The sequence below is a fragment of the Acidovorax sp. SDU_ACID1 genome, from assembly GCF_045291395.1.
GTDB lineage: Bacteria > Pseudomonadota > Gammaproteobacteria > Burkholderiales > Burkholderiaceae_C > MR-S7.
The window spans coordinates 2,354,185-2,376,634 of sequence record NZ_CP152342.1 but is presented as its reverse complement, the minus strand read 5'-3'; the positions used below and the strand labels follow the sequence as shown (position 1 = coordinate 2,376,634).

Sequence of the window (22,450 nt, the reverse complement as noted above, 5' to 3'; positions counted from 1 at the left end):
TTGCCAGCAAAGGGTTTGAGCATGTTTTCCTATTGAAAACAAGGCCCATCGAGCGCAAGCAGCTCTCTTTTCAAGAGCACGCCAAAGAATCCGACTATGCAATTTCCTGAATCCTGGTTGCGCGAGTTCTGCAACCCGCCCCTGACCACCCAAGAGCTGGCCGACACCCTGACGATGGCGGGGCTGGAGGTCGAGGAACTGCGGCCCGTGGCCCCGCCGTTCACGAAGATCGTCGTGGGCGAGATCAAGGAGGCCGTGCAGCACCCCGACGCCGACCGCCTGCGCGTGTGCCAGGTGGACGTGGGGCAGGGCGGCCTGCTCACCATCGTCTGCGGCGCGCCCAATGCGCGGGTGGGCATCAAGGTGCCCTGCGCCATGGTGGGCGCCGAGCTGCCCCCTGGCGAGGACGGCAAGCCCTTCCTCATCAAGATCGGCAAGCTGCGCGGTGTGGAAAGCCACGGCATGCTGTGCTCCGCGCGCGAGCTGAAGCTGTCCGAAGACCACGGCGGCCTGCTGGAGCTGCCTGCCGACGCGCCGCTGGGCCAGGACATCCGCGCCTACCTGCAGCTCGACGACACGCTGTTCACCCTCAAGCTCACGCCCAACCTCGCGCATTGCCTGAGCGTCTACGGCGTCGCGCGCGAAGTCTCCGCGCTGACTGGCGCGCCTTTGAAGGCGCCGCAGTTCCCGCCCGTGGCCGCCACCATCGGCGACCGCCTGCCGGTGCGCGTGAGCGCGCCCGACCTGTGCGGGCGCTTCTCCGGCCGCGTGGTGCGCAACGTCAACCCGCGCGCGCAGACGCCGCAGTGGATGGTGGACCGCCTCGCGCGCTGCGGCCAGCGCAGCGTGGCGCCGCTGGTGGACATCTCCAACTACGTGATGTTCGAGCTGGGCCGGCCCTCGCACATCTTCGACCTGGACAAGATCCACGGCGGCCTCGACGTGCGCTGGGGCAGGGTGGGTGAGCCGCTCAAGCTGCTCAACGGCAACACCGTCACCGTGGACGAGAAGGTTGGCGTGATCGCCGACGCCGCCCAGGTGGAGTCGCTCGCCGGCATCATGGGCGGCGACGCCACGGCCGTGACCGACGACACGCGCCACATCTACGTGGAAGCCGCCTTCTGGTGGCCCGAGGCCATCGCGGGCCGCTCGCGCCGCTACAACTTCTCCACCGACGCGGGCCACCGCTTCGAGCGCGGCGTGGATCCCGAGCTGACCGTGGAGCACATCGAGCGCATCACCCAGCTCGTCATCGACATCTGCGGCACACCCGAGACGGCTCTGGGCCCCATCGACGACCAGCGCGTCAACGTCCCCGCCCAGGCGCCGGTGCGCATGCGCGTGGCCCGCGCCGCCAAGGTGATCGGCATGCCGCTCACGCAGGCGCAGTGCGTGGACGCGCTGCAGCGCCTGGGCCTGCCGGTGGCGCAGGAGGAGGGCGCGGTGACCGTCACGCCGCCGTCGTTCCGCTTCGACCTGCGCCTGGAGGAAGACCTGATCGAGGAAGTGGCCCGCATCGTGGGCTACAACACCCTGCCCACCACGCCGCCGCTGGCACCCATCACGCCCAAGCTGCGCCAGGAGTCGCGCCGCAGCAGCTTCGCGGTGCGCCGCGAGCTGGCCGCGCTGGGCTACCAGGAAACGATCAACTTCAGCTTCGTGGAAGAGCGCTGGGAGAGCGAGCTGGCCGGCAACGCCGCGCCCATCAAGCTGCTCAACCCCATCGCCAGCCAGTTGAGCGTGATGCGCTCGTCGCTGCTGGGCTCGCTCTTGCAGGTGCTCAAGTTCAACCTGGACCGCAAGGCCGGCCGCGTGCGCGTGTTCGAGCTGGGCCGCGTCTTCCTGCGCGATGCGGGCGTGCAGAACACCGACAGCACCGTCGAAGGTGTGTCGCAGCCCATGCGCGTGGCCGCGCTGGCCTACGGCGCGCAGGACGCGCTGCAGTGGGGCCGCAAGGACAAGGCCGTGGACTTCTACGACGCCAAGGGCGACGTGGAGGCGCTGCTCGCGCCGCTGCGTCCCACCTTTGAGCCGGCCGAGCACCCCGCGCTGCACCCCGGCCGCTGCGCCCGCGTGCTGCTGGACGGCCGGGCCATCGGCTTCGTCGGCGAGCTGCACCCGCGCTGGCGCCAGTCGTGGGACCTGCCCGGCGCGCCCATGCTGTTCGAGCTGGAGCTGGAGGCCGTGCAGCGCCGCCCGGTGCCCAGCTTCAAGCCGGTGGCCAAGCGCCAGCTCGTCGAGCGCGACATCGCGGTGGTCGTGGCCGAGCGCGTCACGCACGGCGAGGTGGTGCGCGCCGCGGAGGCGGCCTTGCCCGGCGAACTGCTGCGCTCGTGCGTGCTGTTCGACGTCTTCCGGCCGCAGGGCACGTCCACGGGCGGCCTGGCACAGGGCGAGAAGAGCCTCGCCATCCGCCTGACGCTGGGCAGCGACGCCGCCGCGCTGACGGACGCCGAGATCGACACGGCCGTGCAGGCCGTGCTGCAGGCTTTGGCGCAACACACGGGAGCGAGGCTGCGATGACTTTGGGCATGGAACCAGGAGCGATGGTCGAGTTCGCGGTGGAGAGCCTGGAGTCTCCCGCGCTGACCAAGGCCCAGCTGGCCGATCTGCTCTTCGAGCACATCGGCCTGAACAAGCGCGAATCCAAGGACATGGTGGACGCGTTCTTCGACCTGATCGCGCAAAGCCTCGTGGACGGGCAGGACGTCAAGCTCTCGGGCTTCGGCAACTTCCAGATCCGCACCAAGGCGCCGCGCCCCGGGCGCAATCCGCGCACGGGCGAATCCATCCCGATCGAGGCGCGGCGCGTGGTGACCTTCCACGCCAGCAGCAAGCTCAAGGAGCAGATCCAGGGCACGCCCAAAACGTGAGCTTTTGTCCATGCCCGTGAAGGATTGCCCCGCGCCGTATGGCGCAGGGCGCGCGGGTGCAGTACGCTTGCGGGCTTTACCGCATCCTTCGTGAGTCCATGAGCACACCGCTGCCTCCCATCCCGGCCAAGCGCTACTTCACCATCGGGGAAGTGGCCGAGCTGTGCGGCGTCAAGCCGCATGTCTTGCGGTACTGGGAGCAGGAGTTCACGCAGCTGCGCCCCATGAAGCGGCGCGGCAACCGCCGCTACTACCAGCACCACGAGGTGCTCATGATCCGGCGCATACGCGAGCTGCTGTACGACCAGGGCTTCACCATCAGCGGCGCGCGCAACCGCCTGCAGGAGCTGGCGCACGAGCACAAGGAGGCCGCCCGCGACAACGTGCCGCCGGAGCTGCCGCAGGAGGCCGCGGCCGGTGCGCTGGCGGGGCCGCTCGCCCTCAGCGCTGCGGCACTGCGCAAAGAATTGGAAGAAATTCGCTCACTTCTTTTTCGGGCCTGATTTTCGATATACAATCTAAGTCTTGTCGGCGTGTAGCGCAGCCTGGTAGCGCACTTGCATGGGGTGCAAGGGGTCGCGAGTTCGAATCCCGCCACGCCGACCATTTTTTCTCAATGAAATCAACGGGTTACAGCAGAAATGCCGTAACCCGTTTTTCTTTGTCCGAGGGCGTTTTGGGCTGAGGGGTAAACCGAGGGGTAAACCGGATTGAGCCCCCGCGGATTGTCAAGGCCTGTGGGGTGCGTGAGACACCTTAGGTTTTGCCCGGGCTCGCTGCAGTTGTTTGCCCATGCTGGCCAGATGACACCAACCCTGTGGTGCTTTGTGCCGATGTACCCTAAAGGCAAGGCTTCGCACCTCACGAAGCAATGGGAGTGCCTGGATGTCTGGCGGATAGTCGTATCGCTGATACGACAATTGAGTCCATTTGCCAGACAGCGTCTGGCGAATCCTCCTCCATGCCGTCGTCTGGCTGTTCGCCGTCCCCCTTCGTTTCGCAGGAGCAATGAAGATGGCTGAGCATCGAATTTTCACGACAGCGTTCTCGTCCGTGTATCCGCTCTACGTTCAGAAGGCGGAGCGCAAGGGGCGCACCAAGGACGAGGTGGACCAGATCATCCGCTGGCTGACGGGCTACGACCAAGCCGGGCTGGACGCGCATATCGACCAGCACAGAGACTTCAAGACATTCTTCGCCCAGGCGCCGGCCATCCATCCGAATGCGGCGCTCATCAAGGGCGTCGTATGCGGTGTGCGTGTGGAGGAAGTCCAAGACCCGTTGATGCAGAAGATCCGCTACCTGGACAAGCTGATCGACGAACTGGCCAAGGGCAAGGCCATGGAGAAGATTCTGCGATGACGCGGACGAGCGGCGTGTTCGTCAGATCGCCGCTTGCTGAACGCGCCGGCTCAACGCCTCCGCGCTTTCCTTGCGCTCGCTGTAGCGGTCGACCAGGTAAGGCGCGGCATCGCGCGTGAGCAACGTGAACTTCATCAGCTCCTCCATCACGTCCACGATGCGGTCGTAGTAGGCCGATGGTTTCATGCGCCCGGCCTCATCGAACTCTTGGTAAGCCTTGGCGACCGAAGACTGGTTGGGGATGGTCAGCATGCGCATCCAGCGGCCCAGCACGCGCATCTGGTTGACGGCGTTGAAGGACTGCGAGCCGCCCGAGACCTGCATCACCGCCAGCGTCTTGCCCTGGGTGGGGCGCACCGCGCCGGCCGACAGCGGAATCCAGTCGATCTGCGTCTTCATCAGGCCGGTCATGGCGCCGTGGCGCTCGGGTGAACTCCACACCATGCTCTCGGCCCATTGGGCCAGCTCGTGCAGTTCCTTGACCTTGGGGTGATCGGCGGGCGCGTCGTCCACCAGCGGCAGGCCCGAGGGGTTGAACATCCGCGTCTCGCCGCCGAGCGCGCGCAGGATGCGGGCCGCTTCCTCGGCCGCCAGGCGGCTGAACGAGCGCTCGCGCAGCGAGCCGTAGAGCAGCAGAAAGCGCGGCGCATGCGTGGCGCGCTGGGGCGCAAAGAGCTGCTGCGTATCGGGCTGCCGGAACAGCGCGGGGTCGAGGTGGGGCAGGTTCATGCGGGGCTCAGACACGGCGGCCCTCCGCGTTCACGACCGCCTCGCCGTCTTCCTTGTTGAACGCGCCGCGCTGCGGCTGCGGCAGGATGTCCAGTACGGTCTCCGACGGCCGGCACAGGCGCGTGCCCAAGGGCGTGGCCACGATGGGGCGGTCGATGAGGATGGGGTGCTGGAGCATGAAATCGATCAACTGTTCGTCGCTCCATTTCGGATCGTCCAGGCCCAGCTCCGCGTAGGGCGTGCCCTTCTCGCGCAGTACGGCGCGCACGGGCACACCCATCGCGGCGATCAGCGCCGTCAGCGTCGCCCGGTCGGGCGGGGTTTTCAGGTACTCGATGATCTTGGGCTCCTCGCCGCTGTTGCGGATCAGGGCCAGCACATTGCGCGACGTGCCGCAGGCGGGGTTGTGGTAGATGGTAATGTTGCTCATAAAGCCTCCAGAGACAGAATGCAAAACTCAGCCGGGCTGATGGGCCGGCGACGGTGTGGGCGGTGTTCGCAGCAGTATCAAGGCCGCGAATGCAGCGGTGCCGATGGCGCTGGAAAGCCACAGGGCGCTGGCTCCCCAGGCATCGAGGGCCAATCCGAATAGAAATGGAGCCAGGGCCTGCGCCACCCGTGCCGGCAGCATCAGCCAGCCTTGGCGGGCGCCATAGCCCTGCGCGCCGAACAGCGCGAGCGGCAAAGTGCCCTTGGCGATGGTCAGAATGCCGTTGCCCGCGCCGTGCAGGACGGCGAACACCGAGGCGAGCGCAGGCCCCGCCGTCAGCAAGACCGCCGCGCCAATGGGATGGGCCAGCGTCGCCAGTCGCGCCGACAGTAGCGGATGGACGTTGCGCAGAAAGCCAAACTCCAGCATCCGCGCGGCCACCTGCGCCGGCCCGATCAACGCGCCGATGCCGACGGCCACCGCCAGCGTCATCCCCGTGGCCTCCAGCATCCGGGGCAGGTGCGTGGCGACGGCCGTGCTGATGAACCAGGTCGTGGCAAAGACAAAGGCCAGGATCACAGTGACCATTCCCGGCGGGGTTTGTGTAGCGGGCGCTGCAGAAACGGGAGGTGTCTGATCTTCGGCCCGTACTTCAGCTTGCGGCCCATCCGCCTTGGCCGCGACCGCCGTGCGCGGTAGCCAGGCATTCAGCGGCAGCCCGAGCAACAGGTGGATGGCCGCCCAGCCAAGGCAGGCGCCCCGCCAGCCAAACTGCACTTCCATCCACGCCGACAGCGGCCATCCCACCGTGCTGGCAAAGCCCGCGATCAGCGTAATGCCGGTGATCGCGCTGCGGGCATCGCGGCCGTAGAGCCGTACCAGACTGGAGAACGCGGCCTCGTACAGACCCGCCCCCATCGCCACGCCGATGACCAGCCAGGCGGCCACCATCATCCAAGGCCCTGGGGCGAGGCCCAGCATGGCCAGGCCCAAGGCGAACAGCAGGCTGGTGCCGACCAGAACGATGCGGCCACCATGGCGGTCAATCGCGTGGCCGGCCAGCGGCCCGACCAGCGCCGAGGCCACCAGGGCGCCTGAGAATGCCGCATAGACAGAGGGCGTGGTCACGCCCAGCTCCCGGGCCATCGGCGCCGCCAGCATGGCCGGCAGGTAGTACGAAGACCCCCAGGCCAGTGTCTGCGCGACGCCTAATGAACCGACAACCCGGGCGGGTGCGCCTGCCACGGGTCAACCCCTGCGGGCACCGGCTTCGTACCAGCCCTTGCTTTGGTTGACGATCCGCACGACCAGCAGCATCACCGGCACCTCGATCAACACGCCTACCACGGTGGCCAGCGCCGCACCGGACTGGAAGCCGAACAGGCTGATGGCGGCGGCCACCGCCAGCTCGAAGAAGTTGGAGGCGCCGATCAGGGCCGAGGGGCAGGCAATGCTGTGCTGTTCGCCTGCTTTGCGGTTGAGCCAATAGGCCAGGCCGGAATTGAGGAACACCTGGATCAGGATCGGCACGGCCAGCATGGCGATCACCAGCGGCTGACGCAGGATGGCCTCGCCCTGGAAGGCGAACAGCAGCACCAGCGTGAGCAGCAGCGCCGCGATCGACAGCGGGCCGATGCGCTCCAGCGCCCGGTCGAAGGCGGCCTGGCCCTTGCTCAGCAGCGCACGGCGCCAAAGCTGGGCCAGGATGACGGGAATCACGATGTACAGGCCGACCGATACCAGCAGCGTGTCCCAGGGCACGGTGATGGACGACAGGCCCAGCAGCAGGCCGACAATGGGCGCGAAGGCAAACACCATGATGGTGTCGTTCAGCGCCACCTGCGACAGTGTGAACACCGGATCGCCGCCGGTCAGCCGGCTCCAGACGAAGACCATGGCCGTGCAGGGCGCAGCGGCCAGCAGGATCAGGCCGGCGATGTAGCTGTCCAGTTGATCGGCGGGGAGCCACGCGGCAAAGACATGCCGGATGAACAGCCAGCCCAGCAGGGCCATGGAGAACGGCTTGACGGCCCAGTTGATGAACAGCGTCACGCCGATTCCACGCCAGTGCTGCTTGACCTGGCCCAATGCGCCGAAGTCCACCTTGAGCAGCATCGGGATGATCATCACCCAGATCAGGATGCCGACCGGCAGGTTGACCTGGGCGACTTCAAGGCGGCCAATGGCCTGGAACACGCCCGGCGCGAACTGGCCCAAGGCCACGCCCAGCACGATGCACAGAAACACCCACAGCGTCAGATAGCGCTCGAAGGCAGACATGGAGGATGCGGCCGGCGTGCGGCAGGCCGTTGCGGCTTGTGTAGGCATACCCATCCTCATTGCTTGCCGATGTCGCGCAACTCGTGCTGCAGCGACATGGCATCCAGGCGCTGCAATGGCAGCGACAGGAACAGCTCGATGCGCCGGCGCAGCGTCAGCGCCGCATCCGTGAATGCCTTGCGCTTCTGCTCGTCGGTGCCTTCGGCGGCCGCAGGGTCGGGCACGCCCCAGTGCGCCGACATCGGCCGTCCCGGCCACACGGGGCAGACCTCGCCGGCGGCGTTGTCGCAGACCGTGAAGATGAAATCCAGCTCCGGCGCACCGGGTGCCGCGAACTCGTCCCAGTTCTTGCTGCGGTAGCCGGCGGTCGGCATGTGCAGCCGCTCCAGCGTGGCGAGTGCCAGCGGATGGACTTCGCCCTTGGGGTGGCTGCCCGCCGAGTAGGCGCGAAAGCGCCCCTGGCCCAATTCGTTGAGGATGCCTTCGGCCAGGATGGAGCGGGCCGAGTTGCCCGTGCAGATGAACAGGGCGTTGTAGGTTTTGTTGGTGGTCATGGATGTCTCGCATCAGCAGCAGGAGGAAGCCGGCTTCACCGCAACGCCCACCGGCTTGCCGCGCGCCGGGGCGCAGCAGGCTGCGGCAGAACCCGTTGCAGGCGCCGCTTCGTTGAAGACCGGGATGCTGCCCAGCGTATGAAAGTGTTCCCAGGCCACGCCCTGCGGATCGGTGACCCAGTGCTTCTCACTGCGCGCGTAGCAGCAGGTGGTGGTGCCTTCGTCGAGCAGCGCCATGTCGGCCGCCTCGGCGCGGGCTTTCAGCACGGCCAATTCCTCGGCATCGTCGGTCTGGATGCCCAGGTGGTCGATGCCCGGCTTGTTGCCGCGTGTGGAGATGGCGAAGTTGACCGGCGGGTCTTCGAGCATCCACTTCGCGTAGTCGCCCTCGACACGGGCCGGCTGCGCGGCGAACAACTGGGAATAGAAGCCGATGCTGCGGTTCAGGTCATCGACGTGCAGGTGGACGTGGAAGCGCTTCATGGGGAAATCCTTTCAGCAGGAAGTACAGGCGGGGAGGAATCACTGACCTCGCACGTGCTGCCTTGGCAGCAGTGCTTGGTCAGGTAGCCGAGCAGCCCGTTCATCTGGGTGAAGTCGGCGCGGTAGATCAGGTTGCGGCCCTGCTGCTCGATGGTGACCAGGCCCGCATGGGCCAGTTCCTTCAGGTGGAAGGACAGGGAGTTGCGGGCCACGTCGAGCTGGTCGGCCAGCACGCTGGGCGTCAGCCCCTCGGGGCCGGCGACCACCAGGGCGCGGAACACGCGCAGCCGCTGGGTATGGGCCAGGGCGCCGAGGGCGGAAACGGCTCGGGTCTCATTCATATTTCGATAATACAACATTTATTGAATCATTGGCAAGACGCCTTCAATTGAATGGAGCCTGCGCGCTTGCGAGGCTTGACTTTCAAGACAGTTGCTGACGCCTGCGGCCAAGCTCGTTGATCCAGGCCTGCGCGCTGCGCTTGCTGCGAATCACCAAAAACAAAAGACAAAAACCAAATATCCGATGTGTAGTGGGCGGGGTGTGGGCGGTCTTGCTGTCCCTTTCACCGTAGCACGGCGTTCTCGCACTCAAGGGCTTCGCGTGCAGGCACGCTTGCGTCCTGCGGCCGTCCCTGACCCCTGACTGCTTGCGCTGCGCCGTGCTCTCCACGGTTCCGGGCAATTCCGCCCGAGCAACCGGAGCACGACCATGTCGCAACTGTCCTTTTCCTCGTTCGATGCCTCGCTGATGGTGCGTGACGCACAGGGCCGCTACCTGCTGGCGACCACCGACCAGATCCTGGAGGCCGCGCGCCAGGCCATCGAGCACAAGCTGCAGCGCGGTGCGTCGTTTACTGCGCCGGCGACGGTCAAGGAATACCTGTGCGCCAAGCTGGCGGGCTTCGAGCATGAGGTGTTCGCGGTGCTGTTCCTCGATTCCCAGCTCTGCCTGATCGAATACGCCGAGATGTTCCGCGGCACCATCAGCAGCGCATCGGTGCATCCGCGCGAGGTGGTCAAGGCAGCGCTGCGGGCCAATGCGGCGGCAGTCATCCTTTCTCACAACCATCCCAGCGGCAATCCCGAGCCGAGCGCGGCCGACCAGTCGATGACCCAGCAGCTCAAGGCGGCGCTGAAGCTGGTGGACGTGCAGGTGGTGGATCACGTCATTGTCGGGGGCAGCCGCACCACGTCGTTCGCCGAGAAGGGCCTGCTTTGACCTCGGGGGCGTCGCCCCCTTTTTGCTGCGCCTGAGGGACGCAGCTCTGGCCCTTGCGTGCCTGCGCGTGCCGCGCACTTGCCGCAATACCGGGGTGGGTGGAGGTACGGGGTGGGCGGCTTGCAGTCCCCTTCACCGTACCACGCCGTTCTCGCAGTGCAAGGGCTGCGCGTGCAGGCACGCTTGCGTCCTGCGGCCGTCCTTGACCCTTGACTGCTGCGCTGCGCCGTGAGGCCGACGGTTCCGGGCAATTCCGCCCGAGTAACCGGAGTCCATCATGAGCGACAAATCACACGTTTCCCTCGAACAACACGTTTGCCTGGTCTGCGGCGCGGCCTTCGACACGGGCAATCTGCTGCTGGATCGCCGTTTGCGCGCGAGCATGGAGCGCCATACGAAGACAGGCTGGGGCCTGTGTCCCGAGCACCAGAAGTTGGCGGATGACGGCTTTGTGGCGTTGGTCGAATGTGACCCGCAGCGCAGCGGTGCCCAGGCTGGTGGACGCATGAAGCCCGAGCAGGCGTACCGCACGGGACGGCTGGCGCATCTTCGGCGGGCAGTGTTCGCGCAGGTGTTCAATGTGCCGATCGCGGATGCGCAGGCTTGCGTGTTTGTGGAGCCGGGCGTGATCGAGCAGTTGCAGGCGATGACGGCTTCGGTCGAGGGCTGACCGCACCCGGTGCAGCGCGCCGCCCTGCGGGGCGGCGCTTTTGTTCTGCGGTGCCTGGTGCGAGGACTTCGCGCCTGCGGCGCTGCGCGCTGTGCTTGCCAATACAGGGGGACTGGGGGCTGAGTGTGGCGGCTTGCTGTCTCCCCATCGTGCCACGGCGTGCTCGCCGTGCAAGGGCGGCGCGTGCTCTGCACGCTGGCGGCCTGCGGCCGTCCATGACCCTTGACCGCTTGCGCTGCGCCGTGACCCCGAGGGGCTGGGCAATTCCGCCCGGCATCCTTTCAGGAGTTCACATGAACAACGTCCTCATCACTGACGAGCAGCGTGCGCTGCTGCTGGCCAATGGCCGCGAATCCCTGCAGAACCCGGATTTTGATCCGGCGCCCGTGGTCAAGCTGTTCACGCCGGATGCCGGCGCGACCTGGTTGATTTCCGAGCTTGATCCTGACGACCTTGAGGGCAACCGTGCATTCGGTTTGTGCGATCTGGGTCTGGGGATGCCTGAAATGGGCTGGCTTGACCTCTCCGAGTTGGCTTCGGTGCGCGGGCGGCTGGGGTTGCCGGTCGAGCGTGATCTGTATTTCCGCGCCGAGAAGCGCTTGAGCGCCTATGCGCGCGATGCGCGGCTGGCGGGGCGGATCGTGGTCTGATCCGGGCATGGGGTGTCATGCCCCTTTTTTCCGTCTTGGCGGTCGGGTTGAAGCGCATCGCCTAGAGTGTCGTTGGAGCTGTCCCTTGGAGAAGGCCATGACCGATTCGACGCGCCGTGATACGGCGTCCAGGTTCATCGAGGCATTGCCTTCGAAGGTGTATGCAGCCTTCGTGACGCCCGAGGCCGTGGCGCAGTGGCTGCCGCCGGAGGGCGCGACGATGGAGATCCAGGCCTTCGAGCCGCGCGCCGGCGGGCGCTTCCAGATGACGCTGACCTTTGCCGCCGCGTCCGGCAAGTCGACGGCCCACACGGATGTGGTGGTCGGGCGCTTTGTCGAACTGGTGCCGCGGCAGCGCATCGTCCAGGCGTTCGAGTTCGACTCGCCCGATCCGGCGTTCGCCGGGACGATGACGATGCGCTGGGGGCTGGAGGCCGTGGAGGGCGGCACCGTCGTTACGGTCATTGCCGAGGCTGTTCCAGCCGGTATTTCTCCGGCAGACCATGAGGTCGGCATGCATTCATCGCTGGCCCATCTCGCCGTCTACGTCGAATCGCAAGTTCCATAAGGGCGTCCCCGGCCAGGGAGATATGGCCGGTCGCGCTCTCGTGCTGGCGCATCGAGCCTCCGCACCCTGCGGTCACGGCGTCTCGCCCCCTGCGGGCTTCGATCGTCCCCTCCCTCTGGTCGGCTGACGCCTTCGGCCCGGCTTCCAGCTTCGGGCCTGCGCGCTTCGCTTGCCGTGCGGTCGGCGTGTTGAGAGGCCATTGCCATGTCCAGCCGTCTTCCCTGACTTCATCACCTTGTCCGCGACTGTAGCCCGCGGCCGTGGGCCGTCAAGGCGCGCAGGGCCGTGTCCTCGGCTGCGCCTGCGGGCCGCACCCACCCTGCGCTGGTTTCCTTGACGGCCCCCGTCCACGGGCTCCCTTTCGTCGCGGGCGATGAACTCAGGAAAGACGGTGGCAACGAGGCCAACCGGGTTCCTCGTGCCGACCGCACCGAACAGCCGGAAGGCTGGGCTCCGAATCTAGGAATCCGGTGTGCGGTTTTCTTCAACAGCCTTTTTGTTCAGGAGAACGACATGCTTGCAACCCGTTTCGCTTCCCACTTCCCCGCGCTGCGCAGCGACTACCCGCTGTCCGATGACCAGATTCGCAGGGTGGCCCCGTCCATCTTCGCGGATGCCCCGCACCAAAGCCGTTCCGAGCGGTACGCCTATATCCCCACGGCGGCGGTTCTGACTGAGCTTCGCAAGGAAGGGTTCCAGCCCTTCATGGTGTGCCAGACCCGTGTACGCAACGAGGGGCGGCGCGAGCACACGAAACACCTGCTACGCCTGCGCCATGCCAGCCAGATCAACGGCGCGGAGGCCAACGAAATCGTGCTGCTGAACTCGCACGATGGCACGAGCAGCTATCAGATGCTGGCGGGCCAGTTCAGGTTCGTTTGCAGCAATGGCCTTGTGTGTGGCGACACCGTGGCCGATGTGCGCGTGCCCCACAAAGGGGACGTGGCGGGCCAAGTCATCGAGGGCGCTTTCGAGGTGCTGCGCGGCTTTGACCGCGTGCGCGATTCCCGCGATGCCATGCGCACCGTCACGCTGGATGACGGAGAGGCCGAGGTGTTCGCTCGAGCGGCCCTGGCCCTCAAGTACGACGACCCGGACAAGCCCGCGCCTGTCACCGAATCTCAGATTCTGATGCCGCGCCGGTTCGAGGATCGCCGCCCGGATTTGTGGAGCGTGTTCAACCGCACGCAGGAGAACCTGACCAAAGGCGGATTGCATGGCCGTTCGGCCAACGGACGCCGCCAGCAGACCCGGCCCGTGCAAGGCATTGATTCCGACATTCGCCTGAACCGCGCCCTGTGGCTGCTGGCCGATGGCATGCGTGCCCTCAAAGCCTGAACCCCTTTCGGACGTTTTCCCCGCCGGAGGGGCGGTTCCCCTCCATTCCCTTGTTTCACTCGATTGGAGATACATCATGAATGCCACCACGCAAACCGAAGCCCGCGCCGTCAACACCGCAGCCAGCAGCGCCGCCAACGTGCTGCAAGCCGCCGACCCGAGCAAGCACATGATCCTGGTTCCGCTGTCGCGGCTGGTGCTGCGCCCCACGGGCCGCAACGTGCGCAAGACACCGCGCATGTCCATCCCCGAACTGGCCGCGAGCATCCAGCGCGTGGGCCTGCTGCAAAACCTGATCGTGATTCCCGCCGCCGATGGCGAGCATTACGAGGTGGTGGCTGGCGGGCGCAGGCTGGCCGCATTGAAGCTGCTGGCGAAGAAGCACCGCATCGCCAAGGATTGGGATGTGCCTTGCCTGCAGGTGGCCGATGGCACGGCCCGCACCGCCAGCCTCACCGAGAACGTGCAGCGCGAAGCCATGCACCCGGCAGACCAGTTCGAAGCCTTCGCGGCACTGGTGGCCGAGGGGCGTCCCATCGAAGACATTGCGGCGGACTTCTCCGTCACGCCGCTGGTGGTGCAGCGCCGCTTGAAGCTCGCCAACGTGTCGCCGCGATTGATGGCTGACTATCGGGCGGATGCCGTGAGCCTTGACCAACTGATGGCCCTTTCCATCACTGACGACCACGCCGCGCAGGAAAGCGCGTTCTACGATGCGCCGCAATGGCAGCGCCAACCGTCCGCACTGCGCGAACGCCTCACCGAGCGCGAAATCGACGCCTACCGGCATCCGCTGGTGCGCTTCGTCGGGCTGGACGCCTACGAGCAGGCAGGCGGTGGCGTGCGCCGTGACCTGTTCGCGGAAGGCGATGCGGGCGTGTACTTGACCGATGCCGCCTTGTTGGAACGGCTGGCGCAAGACAAGCTGGCAGGCATTGCCGCCACTGTCCGCGCCGAGGGTTGGGCGTGGGTCGATGCCACGCCGGGCGTGACCCATGCCGACCTGCACGCCTTCCAGCGTGCGCCGAGGAGCGGCGCGAGCCGAACAAGCGCGAAGCCGCACGCATCGAGAAGCTGCAAACCAAGATGCACGAGCTGGCCGAAGCCGTGGATGCCGCGCTGGACGCCGAGGACGAGGACAGGGCCGACGCCTTGCAGGAGGAAGGCGAAGCCCTGGGCGAGCAGTTGCAGGCATTGGAGGATGGCTTGCTGGATTACAGCCAGACCGTGAAGGCCGCAGCCGGGGTCATCGTCACCATCGATCGCAACGGCGAGGCCGTGATTCATCGCGGGCTACTGCGCGAAGCCGAGGCCAAGGCGCTGCGCACGCTGGAAAAGCTGCGCCAAGGTTTCAGCGACCCGGTCGCCGCGAACGATGACGAAGGCGAGGAAGACGAGCAGCCCAAGGCCGCAGCGATTTCCGACCGGCTGGCCCAGCGCCTGAGCGCCCATCGCACCGCCGCGCTGCAAATCGAAGTCGCCCGGCATCCGCAGGTGGCGCTGGCCGCCCTGGTGCATGGGATGGTACAGACCGTCTTGCAAGAACGTCACTACGGGCACGACCTGCCGCTGGGCGTGCGCCTCACGGTGCAAGCCCGGCTGGAAGGCATGGCCCCGGACTGGCCCGAGTCGCCCGCTGCCGTGGCGCTGCGCGAACTGCAGGAAGCCTGGGATGGCAAGCTGCCCGAGAACAGCGCCGACCTGTTCGCCGCGCTGCTGGCGATGGAGCAAGGCGAATTGGTCAAGCTGCTGGCCGTGTGTGTGGCTTCGACGGTGGATGTGGTGACGCCGCGCGCCACGCAGCAGCAACCGGGCGCGGAACTGGCGCAGGCAGTGGGCCTCGACATGGCCGTATGGTGGCAACCGACTGCGGAAGGCTACTTCAAGCACGTTCCGAAGGCGGCTGTTCTGCAAGCCGTGGGCGAGTTCGCGCCCGAGAGCGTCACCCGGCTGGCGAAGCTCAAGAAGGCCGACATTGCCAGCGAGGCCGAGCGGCTGGTGAACGGCAAGGGCTGGATGCCTGCCATCTTCAAGGCCGGAGGGCCGCAGGATGGTGCGGAGGAAGTCGCCATCGAGGCGGATGAACCCGCCGAAGCGCTGGCCGCCTGAACCGCGCCGAATGCAAGCGCTCCGGCCTCGACCGGGGCGCTTCGCTGCAAGGAGTAACCTCCATGACCCGCACCACCACCAGCCGCCCGCGCATGGCGGCGATCTACGCTCCCGGCACGGTACGCGCCCGCCGCTGGCACGGCAATGGCGACGTGCGCGGCCACCGTCCGCCTTCGGGCTGGACGGCCCGCGCCGACCTTACCGACATTCACCCCATCACGGGCCGCGCCTTGCCGCGTGCCGTGTGGTGGCTCATCGAGACGAAGGAATGACAGCGATCAACACCGCGCCGAGGCCGTTGCGGCCTGGGCGCGGTGTTGAAGCCGAACAGCCCAGCCAGAATGCCGCCGCCTTCGCATGGACTCAGGCAGCGGTTTTGGCGCTCTTGGCCTTGAACGCTACGGCCATCAAGTCCGGCAGCGCCTCCAGATAGGGGCGGCTCGTGAGCGTGGAACTGGATGCGTTGATCGTGATGACTTCGCCAGTGCCTTCATCGGTGGAGATTCCATCCAATGGTGTCACCACAAATAGCCTGAAGCACCCGAACAGTTCAACGGAAGTCACCAGCCCAGCACTGAACACGGCGCATGTGATGGCATGTTCACTGTGTCCTGCGGAACGAGCAAGCCCCGGTGGTAGATCGACTCCACCAGTAATTCCGATGGCAGCCAGAGCCTCGTCGGTCTCAGCCATCATCGCGGCTCGGAGTTGCTGACCACTTGACCCGGTGATCGCTTCATCGCCGAAAATTCGGACGGTCATGAGATAGGCAATCTTGAACAGTTGCCGCTGGATCATGAGCATGTCGCCGCCCAAACCCAGGTCGAGTTGAGGCCGCCCTTGGCTGGTTTCTGGCCCAAGCTCGACGGCAATGCCCTTTTTCGCATAGTTCGCCGCGATCTGCTCGGCCATCTTCCTGGCATCTTCGCCAAAGCCGCGCACACCGATAACTCGCCCTTGGCTGTCGGTGTCCACCGGTGGATGGAACTTTAGATCCACACCGTTCTGAGAAAACGTGGCCTTCACGCTTTCGCCGCTGCCGCGAACTGCCCCATCCACAGTCGCTCTGACGCTGCCGGAGCGGGAGGTCACCCCCTGGGACATCGCCATAAAACGAACCAGCGGATCGATGATCGTCGGCTCGTCGATGAGGTCATTCATGCGGCTGTTTTCCGCGACAAGCGCGCGAACCGTGAAGTTGTCCGGAGCGCCCAAGGCAACGGGAAGGATGTGCTCGTCGTTGCTTTCCCCCGCTGTGAGTGGCGTCAGGGCATATGGGCACAGTGTCTGAGTCATTGTTAAACGTGTTGGGGTTATTCGATTTGCGCTGATGTCGATTCCAGCCGTTACATGGTGCCCGGTGCTGGTGTTTCAAGCGTGTCGGCGCACGGCGCCACCGGGCTTTGCGGGCTGCGCCCCGTGCCGTCTTTGCCGTCACGGCCATTCGGCTTCAATCCCTCACGCCTTCGCGCCTGTGGCGCTGCGCGCTTCGCTTGCCTCCGGGGGATCGGCCAAGGCCCATCCCCGCCGCGCGAGCTTGGCGCCCCTCGATGCCGCCGAACCGGCTGCGCCGGATCGGCCAGGCCAGTGCCCCGCCGCGATGGACGGGGCACTGGCGCATACGCCGGGGCTTGCTGCGGCAGGTTGTGCGAATGCGTGCCGTCCTCAACGCTGGCGGTTCTTGCCCATCACGTCACGAAGGACGGTTCATGGACATCTCGCCCGGCATCGCCATGGAGCTTCCACGCCACGCCTCAAGACCGGCGCCGCAAGGTGCGGCAGGGGCGTTCTCGCCTGTCGTCGGGTGGCTGACCTGGCCCGCGTCAGTGGGCGAGCCGGTGCAGCCTTCGTGCGGGGATGCCGGGCCTGCCCTGTCTCCTTTCGATGCGGTTCGGCCCAAGGCGTCCTTGTGTTGTTGTGAATCCTGGCGGGGGCGCGGCTGCGCCTCGGGCTTCATGGCTGCAACCGTCCAGCGAAAACAATTTCCCCTCTGTTGCGCAGATTCCTCGCGGGACAAATTTTTTTCGCCTCTCGGCTCTCCACTGCGTTGCGACCGCAAGCGGTGCAGCTCGCCCGTCCCCCGCCGGCCGGATCACAACAAGGACGCGATGGGCGCGAACCTTGTTTCACCAAAAGGAGATCCATCATGGCCAACATCGGCAGCTTCACCGCAGACAAAGACGGCTTCACCGGCACGCTTCGCACCCTGACGCTCAACGTCAAGGTCAAGCTGGTGCCCAACGACAAGGGGGACAACGAGAAGGCCCCAGACTTCCGCCTGCAGGCCGCCAGCCACGACATCGGCGCGGCGTGGAAGAAGACCAGCGAGGCCGGGCGGCCCTACATCTCCGTGACCCTGGATGATCCCTCGTTCCCGGCCACGGTCTATGCCCGCCTGATCGAAGGCGAGGACGACACGCACGACCTGATCTGGTCGCGCAGCAAGCCCCAGGTGGCCTGACGGCCGCCAGCGCCCCGCCCATTGCGGCGGGGCGCAGTGCTGCTGATATGCAGCGCTGTATCCGTTGTCGGGAAGGGGCGGCCAGTTGCAACCGCCCTCGGCCAATGCAATTCGATGCGATACCATGTTGCCAGCAAGACTTGGCAGCAATGCTGTCTACCGTTACCTCAGTCCAAGACCTTGTAAACGGCCTGGCGTTTTCTCTCCTTGTTCTGGTTAATTTCTCTTTCACCATCAACCTGGAGTTCATTATGAAGACTAACCTGCTCACCGTTTTCGAAGCTGTGAAGTCCGAGTGCGCGTCACTACATGGGGGTTAAAGCGCCGGGCCGAAAGTGCAGGGATAGCTGAGAGCGGGGTGATAGTTGTCAAGAGATGACGGCCTCCACCAATACCAACCCCATCGGACAGTAAGTTCGATGGGGTTTCCTCTTGGGCTCGGCCTACGTGCCGCAATCACGGATCTTCCGCAGGGCTTTGCGGGCTGCGCCCGTGCTGACTTCGCTGCCACGGCCATCTGGCCTTCATGTCAGCGGCGCTGCGCGCTCCTCTACGCTAACTCCAACACGGTTGCTATATCGTGCAGAGGGCCAAGCTCAACAAAGAATGGCTTTAGATCGCTAGAGTCCTCCGGCTTCCATGCAAATCGATATTCTTTTTGATAGAGATAGCGAAGATGTTTGCTGAAAATAGGAATGAGTTGCGAGCGATGTGCGGTATAGGGATCGTAGTACCTAATCTCGCCTGATGCAAATACGGCTGAAGGAAGTTGGGCATGCACAGCATCTATAAATCTTTTTATGAATGCATTGATGTCTTTCACAATCAATGCCGCATCTGCACCAAATTCTTTGAATAGCCTGGCGTCATACCCTAATCCGCAGCACCAAACGTAAAAATTCGGAACCTCCATGTATCTGAAGAGTTCAAGAGGCTTGGCCTGCAGTTCAACTTGATGCCCTTGCTTGTCTAGGCCAAACAGTTTGAACTTGATCTGTTCATTGGGAGTCTGGACATGGTGGCTCAACTCATCGTCTTTTTGTGCAGGGTTTAAGGACGGATCTTGATATGATTGTGCGGGGGCAATGCGAAGGAGGCCCTTGTTAAGGGCATCTAAAGCATATTTTTTCTTGGTAAATTTTGCGAGGCATGTCGGCTCGAAGTCGACGGGGTTTTTCAATTTTGGCGGAGAATATTTTTCGGACATTTTTCTCCGCAAATTAGCCTCATTGAACTCCAGGTCGGCAGGATTTCTCAAATGTTGCTCATGAAGCGTATCGATATATAGCTTTAGCAAGGTTGCTCGATGCGCTTGATCACGGGTTGAGATTACATTTCCATCGCGATCTGTTGACCATAGATTTAGGCCGATATCTTCAAGTCGCTTGACCAAGGCCTCGTCTTTCGCATTGCGCAGGTAGCGAGTGGCCTTGTATTGCTGAAGTTGTTCTTCAGGATTCATCCGTCTTTTCCTCCGATCTAGGCGCAGCGATTGGGTTCTTGAGCCTTACGGTGTGCTGCCTTGGCCGATTACAGCTTCCAGTTCCTGCCGTACTAGCATCAGAAGCTGGTCAGCGTTGCGTGTGTTGCTGCCGGCGTAGGCCAGCGTCAGCAGCGTGAGCGGATGCACTTCCATCACCTCGCACAGCTCGGCCAGCTTGTTCAAGGTGGGGCTTTTGAGGTCGCGCTCCAGCGTACTCATGTAGGTGCGGCTGGAGACGTCGGAGAACGCTTCCTGGCTCAAACCCCGCGCCTTCCGGATGGTCTTCAAGGCCTCCGACAATGTGTGCTGCGCTGCCAACCTAGATCTCCCCAAAATCCAAGATGACAGCCGATTGCGCCCTATGGGGCTACAATCTATAGTGTTCGTTTTGAGGTTTTCCGGTTTGGCTCTTTTACGGAAATCCGCCTTTGCGGATTCCCACGCAAGCACAGAGCCGCATTTGTGCATCAGCGCAAATCTGCCGATACGGCTTTACGCTTTCACGCTTTGGCGGATGCGTTCAAAGAAGGAGACGCCCATGAACCGACTCATCACCGACGAGGAGCGCGTGCAACTGCTGGCCCACGGCCAGGCGCGTGCCGCTGGCCGGGCCATCGACCCACTGCCCGTGGTACGGCTGTTCACGCCGGACGCGCATGCCACTTGGCTGCTGGCGGCGCTCGATCCTGAGGACGGTGATACCGCCTGGGGTGTCGTGGACTTGGGGATCAGCATGCCCGAGTTGGGGATCGTGAAGCTGTCCGACCTTGCCTCCATCGTCGGCCCCAACAAACAGCCCGTGATGCGGGATCGGTATTTCGAGGCGGTGCGCCCGCTGTCGGAATATTTGCGGCTGGCCCAGGAGAACGGCTCCATCGTGGATTGAGCATGCGCGCCACGGCTAGGCTGGGCGCATTGAGACTATTTCGGTCTTATTCAAGACCCGTTGGGTCTTGATCCGCAAAGTACGGTGAAAGCAGTACAAACCAGACGCAAACGGTCATGATGCAGCGGGCGGTATATGGCAGCGTGGATGGCGCAGGAGGAGGCTTTTCTCATGCGTTGCCGCTGCATCCAGACGGTTTGCACCATACACCGGATTCAAATCGTCTTGACACAGAAGTTACGCCTAGTCCGGTTTTCTCGCAACCGGATTCTTTCGCCGTAATGCTTGCGTGGTAACGCCTGTGGCGCCGCTCCTGTGGTTTCACAGGAACTGGCGTCATGGTCGATCCGCAGCATCACGCGCACTGGTATCCCACCGCGGCCTACCTCTACATCCTGGGCCTGGACATGCTCGCGCTGGCCTGGGAGTACCTGCGCCGCCATCCTGACTACCGGCTCGACTGGCTGCGCCACCATCGCCGGCCGCACGCTGCCCAGCAGGCGGCGCAGCCCTGGGGCCTGCGCCTGTGGGAAGACCCAGCCCTCGATGCGCGCGACGCGCACCCGGCCTGGCTGCCCGGCCATGAGGCCGTGGTGCAGCTCTACCCGGATGCCGACCCGCCGCCGGATGCAGCTACTTTTGACTTCTGGCACATCCACGGCCACAAGCAATTGATCCACGATGGCCGGGCCCTGGCGCTGATCGCGTGCAGCCCCGGCTGCTGCCTGCGCTACGTGCTCGCGCCCGGCCTGGAAGACGGCATGGTGGTCGCCTATGCCCAGCGCGGCCGTGGTGCCCCGCACGTGCCCGATGCGCCCGCGCCCATGGCCCGCCCCCGGCCGCCGCCTGCGGCGCTGCTGGAGCTGCACACCTTGCAGGCGCTCGACGCCACCCTGGCGGGTGCGTCCTTGCGCGAGGTGGCCGAGGGCTTGTTCGGCACCGACGCCGTGGCGGCCGACTGGCATGCCGACGGCGAGCTGCGCGCCCGCGTGCGCCGCCTGGTGCGCAGGGGCAATGCGCTCATGCGCGGCGGCTACCGCCGCCTAGCACGAATCGACCCGCCTGGGAAGGGACGTTTTGCAGGGGACGCAAAACGTCCCTGAGCAAGAGGGCTTCGTTTTCTGAGACTGCCTCCATCCGGTTGCGCTGTGTGGCCGGAGCTTTGAAAGCCATGGAGGTTTCTGTCATGCGTCCCGCTCCCTTGCGGCCTGCCGCCGCTCTCGCTCCCACATCGACCGCTGCAGCGCAGCCGCAGCGCTATCTCACCAACGACGAAGCCGCAGACTACCTGCGGCTGTCGCCGCGCACGCTGGAAAAGCAGCGCGTACTGGGTGGCGGCCCCAAGTTCCGCAAGTTCGGCCGCCGCGTCATGTACGCCGTGGCCGACCTCGATGCCTGGGCCGCCGAGCGCAGCTTCGAGAGCACGTCCGACCCCGAGTACGCCGAGCACCATGCGGCGGACAGCCGTGCGCGCTGACCGGCGGTGCGCGGGTGGCCTTCGCCATGTCCAACCCCTCGCAGGAGCGCGAACAGCTCGACCTGTTCCGCGCCCTGCCGGGCGAGATGGCGCCGCGCGACAGCCAGGACTTGATGGCCTTTCCGTTCTTCTCGCTGGCGAAGTCGCGGCGCACGGCGCCGATCGACTTCCGCGCCAGCGGCGTGACGATCCGCGTGGAGGGTACGGCCGAGCATGGCATTGCCACCATCTGGGATGCGGACATCCTGATCTGGGCGGCCTCGCAGATCGTGGAAGCGCGCGACGCGGGCTTGCGCCCGTCGCGGCTGATGCAGGTGCGGCCCTACGAGATCCTGCGCTTCATCGGGCGCGGTACGGGCTTGCGCGACTACCAGCGCCTCAAAGCGGCCTTGGATCGCCTGCAATCCACGACCGTGGCCACATCCATCCGGGAGACGACCGGCAGGCGGCTGCACCGCTTCTCGTGGATCAACGAGTGGAAGGAGCTGGCCGATGCCAAGGGCACGCCCCTGGGGCTGGAGCTGATCCTGCCGGACTGGTTCTATGGCGGGGTGATGGACGCTGCCTTGGTGCTGACGATAGACCCTGCGTACTTCCGGCTGACGGGCGGGATCGAGCGCTGGCTGTATCGGCTGGTGCGCAAGCACGGTGGGCGGCAGGAGTCGGGCTGGTGGTTCGACTTCCGGGCGCTGCATCGCAAGTCGGGCAGCACCGCCAAGCCTGCCGACTTCGCCTGCGACCTGCGCACGCTGGTCGCGCGGCAGTCGCTGCCGGGCTACCGGCTGGGTATCCAGCGCATGGCGGGCAGCGGAGCCGAGTTGCTCACCTTCCGGCCCGTGCCGCCCACGGCACGGGGATAACAGGGGCAAAGCCTGT

Annotated in this window: 24 protein-coding genes, 1 tRNA gene and 2 pseudogenes; 17 read left to right on the top strand and 10 right to left on the bottom strand. The window is 65.2% G+C overall.

What is annotated here, in order from left to right:
• Nucleotides 1-96: 96 nt before the first annotated feature.
• The 5 genes from pheT (at nucleotide 97) to AAG689_RS11630 (ending at nucleotide 4,235) form a co-directional block, all read left to right on the top strand.
• Nucleotides 97-2,523: a phenylalanine--tRNA ligase subunit beta gene (gene pheT / locus AAG689_RS11650; protein WP_406626067.1), complete on the top strand. Its 2,427-nt coding sequence runs from the start codon at nucleotides 97-99 to the stop codon at nucleotides 2,521-2,523.
• Nucleotides 2,520-2,873 carry an integration host factor subunit alpha gene (locus AAG689_RS11645; RefSeq protein ID WP_034690144.1) on the top strand — a complete coding sequence of 118 codons (354 nt, stop codon included), beginning with the start codon at nucleotides 2,520-2,522 and terminating at the stop codon, nucleotides 2,871-2,873. Before pheT ends, AAG689_RS11645 begins: the two co-directional genes overlap by 4 nt.
• A gap of 98 nt (nucleotides 2,874-2,971) precedes the next feature.
• A complete protein-coding gene (locus tag AAG689_RS11640; protein ID WP_406626066.1) occupies nucleotides 2,972-3,376 on the top strand; it encodes a MerR family transcriptional regulator in 405 nt (134 codons plus the stop codon).
• Nucleotides 3,377-3,402: 26 nt separating this feature from the next.
• Nucleotides 3,403-3,479 (top strand) — tRNA-Pro (locus AAG689_RS11635).
• A gap of 408 nt (nucleotides 3,480-3,887) precedes the next feature.
• Nucleotides 3,888-4,235, top strand: coding sequence for a DUF2200 domain-containing protein (locus AAG689_RS11630; RefSeq protein ID WP_406626065.1), 348 nt, complete (start codon nucleotides 3,888-3,890; stop codon nucleotides 4,233-4,235).
• Between the two features lie 21 nt (nucleotides 4,236-4,256).
• Here the strand turns inward: AAG689_RS11630 and arsH are convergent, their stop codons facing one another.
• The 7 genes and pseudogenes from arsH to AAG689_RS11595 all read right to left on the bottom strand — a co-directional run bounded on the left by arsH (nucleotide 4,257) and on the right by AAG689_RS11595 (nucleotide 9,052).
• Nucleotides 4,257-4,979, bottom strand: coding sequence for an arsenical resistance protein ArsH (gene arsH, locus AAG689_RS11625; RefSeq protein ID WP_406626064.1), 723 nt, complete (start codon nucleotides 4,977-4,979; stop codon nucleotides 4,257-4,259).
• Entirely contained in the window at nucleotides 4,972-5,394 is a 423-nt protein-coding gene (gene arsC / locus AAG689_RS11620; protein ID WP_406626063.1) for an arsenate reductase (glutaredoxin), read from the bottom strand. The genes arsH and arsC overlap by 8 nt, the downstream gene beginning before the upstream one ends.
• 27 nt (nucleotides 5,395-5,421) lie before the next feature.
• Nucleotides 5,422-6,639 (bottom strand): MFS transporter, encoded by a 1,218-nt coding sequence (locus AAG689_RS11615; RefSeq protein ID WP_406626062.1) that lies wholly within the window; start codon nucleotides 6,637-6,639, stop codon nucleotides 5,422-5,424.
• 3 nt (nucleotides 6,640-6,642) lie between these two features.
• A complete protein-coding gene (gene arsB, locus AAG689_RS11610; protein ID WP_406626061.1) occupies nucleotides 6,643-7,722 on the bottom strand; it encodes an ACR3 family arsenite efflux transporter in 1,080 nt (359 codons plus the stop codon).
• Nucleotides 7,723-7,730: 8 nt separating this feature from the next.
• Nucleotides 7,731-8,228, bottom strand: a complete 498-nt coding sequence (locus tag AAG689_RS11605) for an arsenate reductase ArsC (protein WP_406626060.1) — start codon at nucleotides 8,226-8,228, stop codon at nucleotides 7,731-7,733.
• A 12-nt stretch (nucleotides 8,229-8,240) separates the two neighbouring features.
• On the bottom strand, nucleotides 8,241-8,711 hold the full coding sequence (locus tag AAG689_RS11600) for an ArsI/CadI family heavy metal resistance metalloenzyme (RefSeq protein WP_406626059.1): 471 nt from the start codon (nucleotides 8,709-8,711) through the stop codon (nucleotides 8,241-8,243).
• A gap of 12 nt (nucleotides 8,712-8,723) precedes the next feature.
• Nucleotides 8,724-9,052: pseudogene (locus tag AAG689_RS11595) on the bottom strand (ArsR/SmtB family transcription factor).
• A 370-nt stretch (nucleotides 9,053-9,422) separates the two neighbouring features.
• On the opposite strand from AAG689_RS11595, the gene radC reads away from it, so the two are divergent.
• The 7 genes and pseudogenes from radC to AAG689_RS11560 all read left to right on the top strand — a co-directional run bounded on the left by radC (nucleotide 9,423) and on the right by AAG689_RS11560 (nucleotide 15,539).
• A complete protein-coding gene (gene radC, locus AAG689_RS11590) occupies nucleotides 9,423-9,932 on the top strand; it encodes a DNA repair protein RadC (RefSeq protein WP_406626058.1) in 510 nt (169 codons plus the stop codon).
• Nucleotides 9,933-10,209: 277 nt separating this feature from the next.
• Nucleotides 10,210-10,602 (top strand): ATPase, encoded by a 393-nt coding sequence (locus AAG689_RS11585; protein ID WP_406626057.1) that lies wholly within the window; start codon nucleotides 10,210-10,212, stop codon nucleotides 10,600-10,602.
• Nucleotides 10,603-10,895: 293 nt separating this feature from the next.
• Nucleotides 10,896-11,252, top strand: a complete 357-nt coding sequence (locus tag AAG689_RS11580) for a DUF2958 domain-containing protein (protein WP_406626056.1) — start codon at nucleotides 10,896-10,898, stop codon at nucleotides 11,250-11,252.
• Nucleotides 11,253-11,349: 97 nt separating this feature from the next.
• Nucleotides 11,350-11,820, top strand: coding sequence for an SRPBCC family protein (locus tag AAG689_RS11575; protein WP_406626055.1), 471 nt, complete (start codon nucleotides 11,350-11,352; stop codon nucleotides 11,818-11,820).
• A gap of 513 nt (nucleotides 11,821-12,333) precedes the next feature.
• Nucleotides 12,334-13,158 (top strand): DUF932 domain-containing protein, encoded by an 825-nt coding sequence (locus AAG689_RS11570; RefSeq protein ID WP_406626332.1) that lies wholly within the window; start codon nucleotides 12,334-12,336, stop codon nucleotides 13,156-13,158.
• A 76-nt stretch (nucleotides 13,159-13,234) separates the two neighbouring features.
• Nucleotides 13,235-15,267: pseudogene (locus tag AAG689_RS11565) on the top strand (ParB N-terminal domain-containing protein).
• A gap of 62 nt (nucleotides 15,268-15,329) precedes the next feature.
• Entirely contained in the window at nucleotides 15,330-15,539 is a 210-nt protein-coding gene (locus tag AAG689_RS11560; protein ID WP_406626054.1) for a hypothetical protein, read from the top strand.
• Between the two features lie 91 nt (nucleotides 15,540-15,630).
• Here AAG689_RS11560 and AAG689_RS11555 read toward each other — a convergent pair whose 3' ends face one another.
• A complete protein-coding gene (locus tag AAG689_RS11555; RefSeq protein ID WP_406626053.1) occupies nucleotides 15,631-16,563 on the bottom strand; it encodes a hypothetical protein in 933 nt (310 codons plus the stop codon).
• Between the two features lie 850 nt (nucleotides 16,564-17,413).
• Here AAG689_RS11555 and AAG689_RS11550 point away from each other — a divergent pair.
• On the top strand, nucleotides 17,414-17,728 hold the full coding sequence (locus AAG689_RS11550; protein WP_406626052.1) for a DUF736 domain-containing protein: 315 nt from the start codon (nucleotides 17,414-17,416) through the stop codon (nucleotides 17,726-17,728).
• Between the two features lie 550 nt (nucleotides 17,729-18,278).
• Here the strand turns inward: AAG689_RS11550 and AAG689_RS11545 are convergent.
• Complete coding sequence (locus AAG689_RS11545) at nucleotides 18,279-19,190, bottom strand: hypothetical protein (protein ID WP_406626051.1); 912 nt, start codon at nucleotides 19,188-19,190, stop codon at nucleotides 18,279-18,281.
• A gap of 45 nt (nucleotides 19,191-19,235) precedes the next feature.
• Nucleotides 19,236-19,529: a helix-turn-helix domain-containing protein gene (locus AAG689_RS11540; protein WP_406626050.1), complete on the bottom strand. Its 294-nt coding sequence runs from the start codon at nucleotides 19,527-19,529 to the stop codon at nucleotides 19,236-19,238.
• A gap of 220 nt (nucleotides 19,530-19,749) precedes the next feature.
• Between AAG689_RS11540 and AAG689_RS11535 the strand changes: the two genes are divergently transcribed.
• The 4 genes from AAG689_RS11535 to AAG689_RS11520 all read left to right on the top strand — a co-directional run bounded on the left by AAG689_RS11535 (nucleotide 19,750) and on the right by AAG689_RS11520 (nucleotide 22,434).
• On the top strand, nucleotides 19,750-20,097 hold the full coding sequence (locus AAG689_RS11535; protein ID WP_406626049.1) for a DUF2958 domain-containing protein: 348 nt from the start codon (nucleotides 19,750-19,752) through the stop codon (nucleotides 20,095-20,097).
• Between the two features lie 338 nt (nucleotides 20,098-20,435).
• Nucleotides 20,436-21,200, top strand: a complete 765-nt coding sequence (locus tag AAG689_RS11530; protein ID WP_406626048.1) for a DNA -binding domain-containing protein — start codon at nucleotides 20,436-20,438, stop codon at nucleotides 21,198-21,200.
• Between the two features lie 83 nt (nucleotides 21,201-21,283).
• Nucleotides 21,284-21,574 (top strand): helix-turn-helix transcriptional regulator, encoded by a 291-nt coding sequence (locus AAG689_RS11525; RefSeq protein WP_406626047.1) that lies wholly within the window; start codon nucleotides 21,284-21,286, stop codon nucleotides 21,572-21,574.
• A gap of 26 nt (nucleotides 21,575-21,600) precedes the next feature.
• Nucleotides 21,601-22,434 carry a replication initiator protein A gene (locus AAG689_RS11520; protein ID WP_406626046.1) on the top strand — a complete coding sequence of 278 codons (834 nt, stop codon included), beginning with the start codon at nucleotides 21,601-21,603 and terminating at the stop codon, nucleotides 22,432-22,434.
• Nucleotides 22,435-22,450: the final 16 nt, after the last annotated feature.